Source organism: Bradyrhizobium sp. 139 (assembly GCF_023074175.1).
GTDB lineage: Bacteria > Pseudomonadota > Alphaproteobacteria > Rhizobiales > Xanthobacteraceae > Bradyrhizobium.
This window is the reverse complement of sequence record NZ_JADPKS010000022.1, coordinates 131,318-138,424: the sequence shown is the minus strand read 5'-3', so window position 1 is coordinate 138,424 and position 7,107 is coordinate 131,318. Positions and strand designations below refer to the sequence as shown.

The window sequence follows — 7,107 nt, the reverse complement described above, 5'->3', positions numbered from 1 at the left end:
CGCTCGCGCCTTGATCTTCTCGAGCAAGGCCAGCAGCCCGGCGTGATCGCCGCCCTCAATCTTGTGGCGTGAGATCCGGTCACGATCCGGACTGTGCAGCGTCACCAGCCAGGTCTTTTGACTCAGTTCGATCGCAACGAAAATTGTGCCAATATGCCCGGCGGTGGGCGTGCTCTCGATCGATGCTTGCATCAAACTCTCCGATGGTTCGAGTGTGGAAACCCAAACCTATCGGAAAGAGCCCGCTCACCGCCCCATGGAATCTACGAGACCTACCGCCTTTCCGGCGGCACCTCTCGTATTCTCGCGCAATGCGCCGCGACATCATCCAGGCTGTACTTCAGATGCACCCGCTTGTCCGATGGCGCCTGCTTGGTCGTGCACACGCCCGCCCGCCATTCCTGCGTGGGGCGGATTGGACGCGGCGCAAAGCCGCCGCCGCAGTTTGGGCACACGTTGGAAAGTTTTGTCTCGACGCAGTCCGCACAGAACGTGCATTCATAGGAGCAGATCCGCGCATCCGTCGCGGTCGGCGGCAGGTCGCGGTCGCAATATTCGCAGTTCGGTCGAAGCTGGAGGGCCATGGCTTTCGTCTCCCGGATTGACCGGGATGATCGCAGAACAGGCGCGCAGCGCGAATGGCGCATTTCCCTCGATTTCAGCCAGCTTTCAAACCCTTCAGCGGCAGCCGGGTGCTCTCCTTCAGCCGGTCGAGCACGATCGAGGAGCGCACATGCGCCACGCTCTGGTGCGGCATCAGCACGTCGTTGACGAGGTTGGAGAGCCCCTTGAGGTCGCGCAGCACCGCTTTCAGCACATAGTCGGCGTCGCCCGTCAGAGAATAGGCCTCCTGGATTTCGTCGATGCGGCCCACCAGCGCGCGGAAGCGCTTGGCATTGTCCGGCGAATGCGTCGCGAGCGTCACCTGGATGAAGGCGATCACGCCGAAGCCGAGCACCTCGCTGGAGAGATCGGCGTGATAGCCTGATATCACCTTCTCCTCCTCCAGTCGCATCCGCCGCCGCGAGCATTGCGAGGCCGACAGGCCGGCGAGATCCGCGAGCTCCTGGTTGGTGAGCCGACCGTCGTCCTGGAGCGCACCGAGGATCTTGAGGTCGAAGGCGTCTACCGAAATCATGCGTCACATACCCTGTTCATGCACGGATCGTGCATATAATAGCCAAGGCGCATCCCGTTTGCACGCCCATTGCATGCCCCATGAAGGATAGTTCAGGTCCGCAGCAATTTGGGAGAGCACCATGGGTCCGTTTCCGCACGATGCACCGCCGGCCACGATCAGCGTCGACAATCCGATGGGCACCGACGGGTTCGAGTTCGTCGAATATGCGCATCCCGATCCGGAAGAGCTGCACGCGCTGTTCAGGCTGATGGGCTATGAGCCGGTCGCGCGCCACAAGACCAAGTCAATCACCGTCTATCGCCAAGGCGACATCAACTATCTCGTCAACGAGGAGCCCGGCACCCACGGCTACGACTTCGTTGCCGCGCATGGTCCCTGCGCGCCGTCGATGGCATTTCGCGTCGTTGATGCGAAGGCCGCCTATGACCGCGCGATTTCACTCGGTGCGGAATCTGCCGATGTGTCATCGGCGCAGAAGACGCTGGATGTGCCCGCAATCAAGGGCATCGGCGGCAGTCTGCTCTATTTCGTCGATCGTTACGGCGCCAAGGGCTCGGCCTATGATGGCGAGTTCGAATGGCTCGGCGCGCGCGATCCGCGGCCCGCCGGGGCCGGCCTGTTCTACCTCGACCATCTCACCCATAACGTCCATCGCGGTCGCATGGACGTGTGGACCGGCTTCTACGAGAAGCTCTTCAACTTTCGCCAGATCCGCTTCTTCGATATCGAGGGCCGCGCCTCCGGCCTGTTCTCGCGTGCGCTGACCAGCCCTGACGGCAAGATCCGCATTCCGATCAACGAGGACGCCGGCGATTCCGGCCAGATCGAGGAATATCTGAATATCTATCGCGGCGAGGGCATCCAGCACATCGCCTGCGGCTGCAGCGACATTTACCGTACCATCGAGAGCCTGCGCGAAGCCGGGCTGCCCTTCATGCCGGCTCCGCCCGCGACCTATTTCGAGCGAATCGACGCGCGTCTGCCCAAGCACGGCGAGGACGTCGCGCGGCTTCAGATCAATGGCATCCTGATCGACGGCGAGGGCGTGGTCGAAGGCGGCCAGACCAAGGTGCTGCTCCAGATCTTCTCGGCCAACGCCATCGGCCCGATCTTCTTCGAGTTCATCCAGCGCAAGGGCGACGACGGTTTTGGCGAGGGCAATTTCAAGGCCCTGTTCGAATCGATCGAGGAGGATCAGATCCGGCGCGGCGTGTTGAAGGTGGATAACGCGGCGTAAGTCGCGCGTTCCGGCACATTGCCGCGTCAAAACAAGTCTCGTCCCGCACAAGCGGAAGCGCAGATCCGGGACCCATACCGCGGAATCCATCGATCGCGATCGGCAGGAGTACAGAACTCCAAGTCTTTGCCAACCACATCCTGTGGCTATGGATCCCGGATCAGCGCTCTGCTCCGCTGCGCTTGTCCGGGACGACGAGCGGAGATTGGTGCTCCAGCAAAGATCTTATCTTTCCGCCTTCCACGCCTTCATCACCGCCCCGATATCCGCCCCCTCCGGCTCCCGAACCGCCGACGGCGTGCGCGAGAAGCGCGGCGCGGGCGCGGGCTGTTTCACGCCGTGGCGTTCGACGAAGACGTTGCGGGCGACCATGTGCGGATGCTCGGTCGCTTCCGACATGGTCAGCACCGGTGCGAAGCAGATGTCGGTGCCTTCCATGATCTTGCACCAGTCTTCACGTGTCTTGCTCTTGAACACGGCCTGCAACTTCTGCTTCAGCGCCGGCCAGGCCTTGCGGTCCATCTGCGCGTCGAAATCGGCATCGGAGAGGCCAGCGTGCTCGCGGAGCAGCGCATAGAACTGCGGCTCGATCGAGCCGATCGAGACGAAATGGCCGCAGGCGCATTCGTAGACACCATAGAAATGTGCGCCGCCGTCGAGGAAGTTCTGGTTGCGGCGCTCGGTCCAGCGGCCGATCGTGGTCATGTCGAAGAAGAACGACATCAGCGAAGCCGCGCCGTCGCACATCGCGGCATCGACGACCTGGCCCTTGCCCGACCTAGAGGCTTCCAGCAGTGCTGCGAGCACGCCGACGACGAGATAGAGCGCGCCGCCGCCGAAATCGCCGACCAGATTGAGCGGCGGCACCGGCGCCTCCTCAGGTCCGATCGCGGCGAGCGCGCCGGTGATGGAGATGTAGTTGATGTCGTGGCCGGCGGCGTTCGCGAGCGGGCCTTCCTGACCCCAGCCGGTCATGCGGCCGTAGACGAGTTTTGGGTTGCGCGCGAGCACGACGTCCGGACCGAGCCCAAGCCGCTCCATCACGCCGGGACGGAAGCCCTCGACCAGCGCGTCGACATTGGCAAGCAGGTCGAGCACTTCTGCGGTCGCCGCCTTGTCCTTGAGGTCGAGCTCGATCACCTTGCGGCCGCGGCCCGCGACCGACTTCATACTCTTCTTGGCGCCAACGCGATCGAGCGTGACAACGTCGGCGCCCATGTCGGCCAGCATCATGCAGGCGAACGGGCCGGGTCCGATGCCGGCGAATTCGACGATCCGGAAGCCCGACAGCGGGCCGGAGGTGCGGACGGAGGAGTCTTGGGCTGATTTATCGAGCACGTTGTTGTTTCCTCGGGTCGCGGGCGGATGCCGATGGTACGGCCAAGCGTCCGGGACGTTCCTCTGTGGGGCGAGTTAATTGGCTGATTAACTTTTCTCGCCTTCACGCCAGCGAGGCAAGCGCTTTTCATGCATAGGCGCATAACAAAGGCGGCGCGCATTGCTGCGCGCCGCGGAAGATTTGTGTTCAGGCGCTAAGTGCGATCGTCAGCTCGCGGCGGCCACCGCGCGCTGCGCCATCACCTTGATCAGATTGGCCCGGTACTCGGCCGTGCCGTGGATGTCGGCCAGCAGATTGCTCGCCGAAATGCTCACGCCGTCGATTGCTGCCGGCGACCAGTTCGCCTTCAGCGCGGTCTCGATCGCGGGCACCCGCATCACGCCACTTTGCGAGGCGCCGGTCGCGGCAACCCGGATCTCGCCCGACTTCATCTGCGCGACGAACACGGCGGTCAGCGCGAAGCGCGAGGCCGGGTGCCGCATTTTCTCGTAGCCGGCCTTCGCCGGCACCGGGAACGACACGGCGGTGATGATCTCGCCGTCTTCGAGCGCCGTGGTGAACAGGCCCTGGAAGAAGTCCTCGGCTGCGATCGACCGCGTGTTGGTCTTCACGGTGGCGCCGAGCGCGAGCAGCGCGGCGGGATAGTCCGCGGCGGGATCGTTGTTGGCGATCGAGCCGCCGATCGTGCCGCGATAGCGCACGGCGGGATCGCCAAGCACCGAGGTGAGATAGGCAATCGCGGGGATCGCCTTCTTCACATCGGCATTCTGCATGATGTCGAAATAGGTCGTGCCGGCCTTGATGGTCAGCACGTCGCCCGACAGCTCGACGCCTTGCAGCTCCTTGATCTTGCCGAGGTCGATCACATCCGAGGGGCTGGCGAGGCGCTGCTTCATGACCGGCAGCAGCGTCTGGCCGCCGGCGAGGAACTTCGCTTCGCTGCCCTTTGCGAACAGGCTGACGGCTTCGTCGACCGAGGAAGGGCGATGATAAATGGTCTGATACATCTTCGTTTCTCCCTCTCAAGCCGCGTGGATCGTGCGCCACACCCGGTCCGGGGTTGCGGGCATTTCCAGATTGTTCTTACCGATCGCGTCCGTGATGGCGTTGATCACGGCCGCAGAGGCGCCGATCGCGCCGGCCTCACCGCAACCCTTGATGCCGAGCGGATTGCCCGGGCAGAGCGTCGTGGTGTGGGAGAGATTGAACGAGGGCAAATCGTCGGCGCGCGGCATGGAGTAATCCATGAACGAGGCCGTCACCGGCTGGCCGCTGGCATCATAGATCGCATGCTCGAGCAGCGCCTGCCCGATGCCCTGGGCGAGACCGCCATGGACCTGTCCCTCGACGATCATCGGGTTGATCAGCCGGCCGAAATCGTCGGCCGCGACGAAGTTGACGAAGGAGGTCTTGCCCGTGCCGGGATCGACCTCGAGCTCGCAAATGTAAGCGCCGGCCGGGAAGGTGAAGTTGGTCGGGTCGTAGAAGGCGCTCTCCTTCAGGCCCGGCTCCATCCCGTCAGGCAGATTGTGCGCGGTGTAGGCTGCGAGCGCGACCATCGGGAAGGCAATCGCCTTGTCGGTACCGGCCACCTTGAATTCGCCGTTCTCGATGACGATGTCGCCTTCCGATGCTTCAAGGGCATGCGCCGCAATCTTCTTGGCCTTGGATTCCATCTTCTCCATCGCCTTCAGGATCGCGGTGAGACCGACGGCCGCGGAGCGCGAGCCATAGGTGCCCATGCCGAACTGCACCTTGTCGGTGTCGCCATGGACGATCGAGACCTGGCTGATGGGAACGCCGAGGCGCTCCGCGACGAGCTGGCAGAACGTGGTCTCGTGACCCTGGCCGTGGCTGTGCGAGCCCGTGAGAATCTCGATGGTGCCGACCGGGTTGACGCGCACCTCGGCGGATTCCCACAGACCGACGCCGGCGCCCAGGCTGCCCACCGCCTTCGACGGCGCGATGCCGCAGGCCTCGATGTAGCAGGACACGCCGATGCCGCGCAGCTTGCCGTCCGCCTTCGCCTTGGCCTTGCGCGCGGCGAAGCCGGCATAGTCGATCGCCTTCATTGCGGCGTCGAGCGAGGCGTTAAAGTCGCCGGTGTCATAGGCCATGATCACGGGCGTCTGGTGCGGGAACTGGGTGATGAAGTTGGTCCTGCGCAGCGCGGCCGGATCGACATTCAACTGCCGCGCGGCCGTCTCCATCAACCGTTCGATCAAATAGCTCGCCTCGGGGCGGCCAGCGCCGCGATAGGCGTCGACCGGCGTGGTGTTGGTGTAGACGCCGACCACCTCGGCATGGATCGCCGGGATGTTGTACTGGCCCGACAGCAGCGTCGCGTAGAGATAGGTCGGCACTGAGGACGAGAACAGCGACATGTAGGCGCCGAAATTGGCGTAGGTCTTCACCTTCAACCCGGTGATCTTGTTGTTGGCGTCGAACGCCATCTCGGCATGGGTGACATGGTCGCGGCCATGCGCGTCGGTGAGGAAGGCCTCGGTGCGGTCGCCGGTCCATTTTACCGGGCGGCCGACCTTCTTCGAGGCCCATAGCGCCACCATCTCCTCCGGATAGATGAAGATTTTCGAGCCGAAGCCGCCGCCGACGTCGGGCGCGATCACGCGCAGCTTGTGCTCGGGAGCGATGTTGTAGAACGCCGACAGCACCAGGCGGGCGACGTGCGGATTCTGCGACGTCGTGTAGAGCGTGAAATGCTCCTCCGCCGCGTCATAATCGGCGATCGCCGCGCGCGGCTCCATCGCGTTGGGCGCGAGGCGGTTGTTGGTGACGTCGAGCTTGACGACATTGGCGGCCTTGGCGAAGGCGGCATCCGTTGCGCCCTCGTCGCCGATCACCCAATCATAGACCTGGTTGCCGGGAGCTTCGGGGTGAAGCTGCGGCGCGCCGGACTTGATCGCGGCATGGACATCGGCGACTGCCGGCAGCTCTTCGTAGCTGACGACGACGGCCTCGGCCGCGTCGCGCGCGAGGTTCTTGCTCTCGGCGATCACGACCGCGACGGCCTGACCGACGAAACGCACCGTCTCCGGTGCCATCGCGGGCCATGCGCCCATCTTCATCGGGCTGCCGTCCTTGGAGGTGATGGCCCAGCCGCAGATGAGATTGCCGACCTTGTCGTCGACGATCTCTTGGCCCGTGAGCACTGCGACCACGCCCGGCATCTTCAGCGCGGCGGAGGAATCGATCCCCTTCACCCTGGCATGCGCGTGCGGGCTGCGGATGAAATGGGCATGGGTCATGCCCTGCAGTTTGATGTCGTCGACGTAGCGGCCCTTGCCGGTAATGAAACGCTTGTCTTCCTTGCGCACGACGCGTGCACCAATGCCCTCAACACCCATGTCTGGTCCTCCCGACCGAAAATTT

General features: G+C 63.8%; 6 protein-coding genes and 1 pseudogene. 1 reads left to right on the top strand and 6 read right to left on the bottom strand.

Annotation, left to right across the window (positions count from 1 at the left end; all coding sequences use genetic code 11):
- The 3 genes and pseudogenes from IVA80_RS05585 to IVA80_RS05575 form a co-directional block, all read right to left on the bottom strand.
- A pseudogene (locus IVA80_RS05585) lies at nt 1-192 on the bottom strand (IS110 family transposase); the annotation flags it as partial.
- 80 nt (nt 193-272) lie between these two features.
- A complete protein-coding gene (locus IVA80_RS05580) occupies nt 273-584 on the bottom strand; it encodes a DUF1272 domain-containing protein (RefSeq protein WP_247426355.1) in 312 nt (103 codons plus the stop codon).
- A gap of 74 nt (nt 585-658) precedes the next feature.
- Nucleotides 659-1,138 (bottom strand): Lrp/AsnC family transcriptional regulator, encoded by a 480-nt coding sequence (locus tag IVA80_RS05575; protein ID WP_247426353.1) that lies wholly within the window; start codon nt 1,136-1,138, stop codon nt 659-661.
- Between the two features lie 121 nt (nt 1,139-1,259).
- On the opposite strand from IVA80_RS05575, the gene hppD reads away from it, so the two are divergent.
- Complete coding sequence (gene hppD / locus IVA80_RS05570; RefSeq protein ID WP_247426351.1) at nt 1,260-2,378, top strand: 4-hydroxyphenylpyruvate dioxygenase; 1,119 nt, start codon at nt 1,260-1,262, stop codon at nt 2,376-2,378.
- Between the two features lie 225 nt (nt 2,379-2,603).
- Here the strand turns inward: hppD and IVA80_RS05565 are convergent, their stop codons facing one another.
- The 3 genes from IVA80_RS05565 to IVA80_RS05555 form a co-directional block, all read right to left on the bottom strand.
- Entirely contained in the window at nt 2,604-3,716 is a 1,113-nt protein-coding gene (locus tag IVA80_RS05565) for a CaiB/BaiF CoA-transferase family protein (RefSeq protein ID WP_247426349.1), read from the bottom strand.
- A 207-nt stretch (nt 3,717-3,923) separates the two neighbouring features.
- On the bottom strand, nt 3,924-4,724 hold the full coding sequence (locus IVA80_RS05560) for a xanthine dehydrogenase family protein subunit M (protein ID WP_247426347.1): 801 nt from the start codon (nt 4,722-4,724) through the stop codon (nt 3,924-3,926).
- A 15-nt stretch (nt 4,725-4,739) separates the two neighbouring features.
- Complete coding sequence (locus IVA80_RS05555; protein ID WP_247426343.1) at nt 4,740-7,082, bottom strand: xanthine dehydrogenase family protein molybdopterin-binding subunit; 2,343 nt, start codon at nt 7,080-7,082, stop codon at nt 4,740-4,742.
- Between the last annotated feature and the right edge of the window lie 25 nt (nt 7,083-7,107).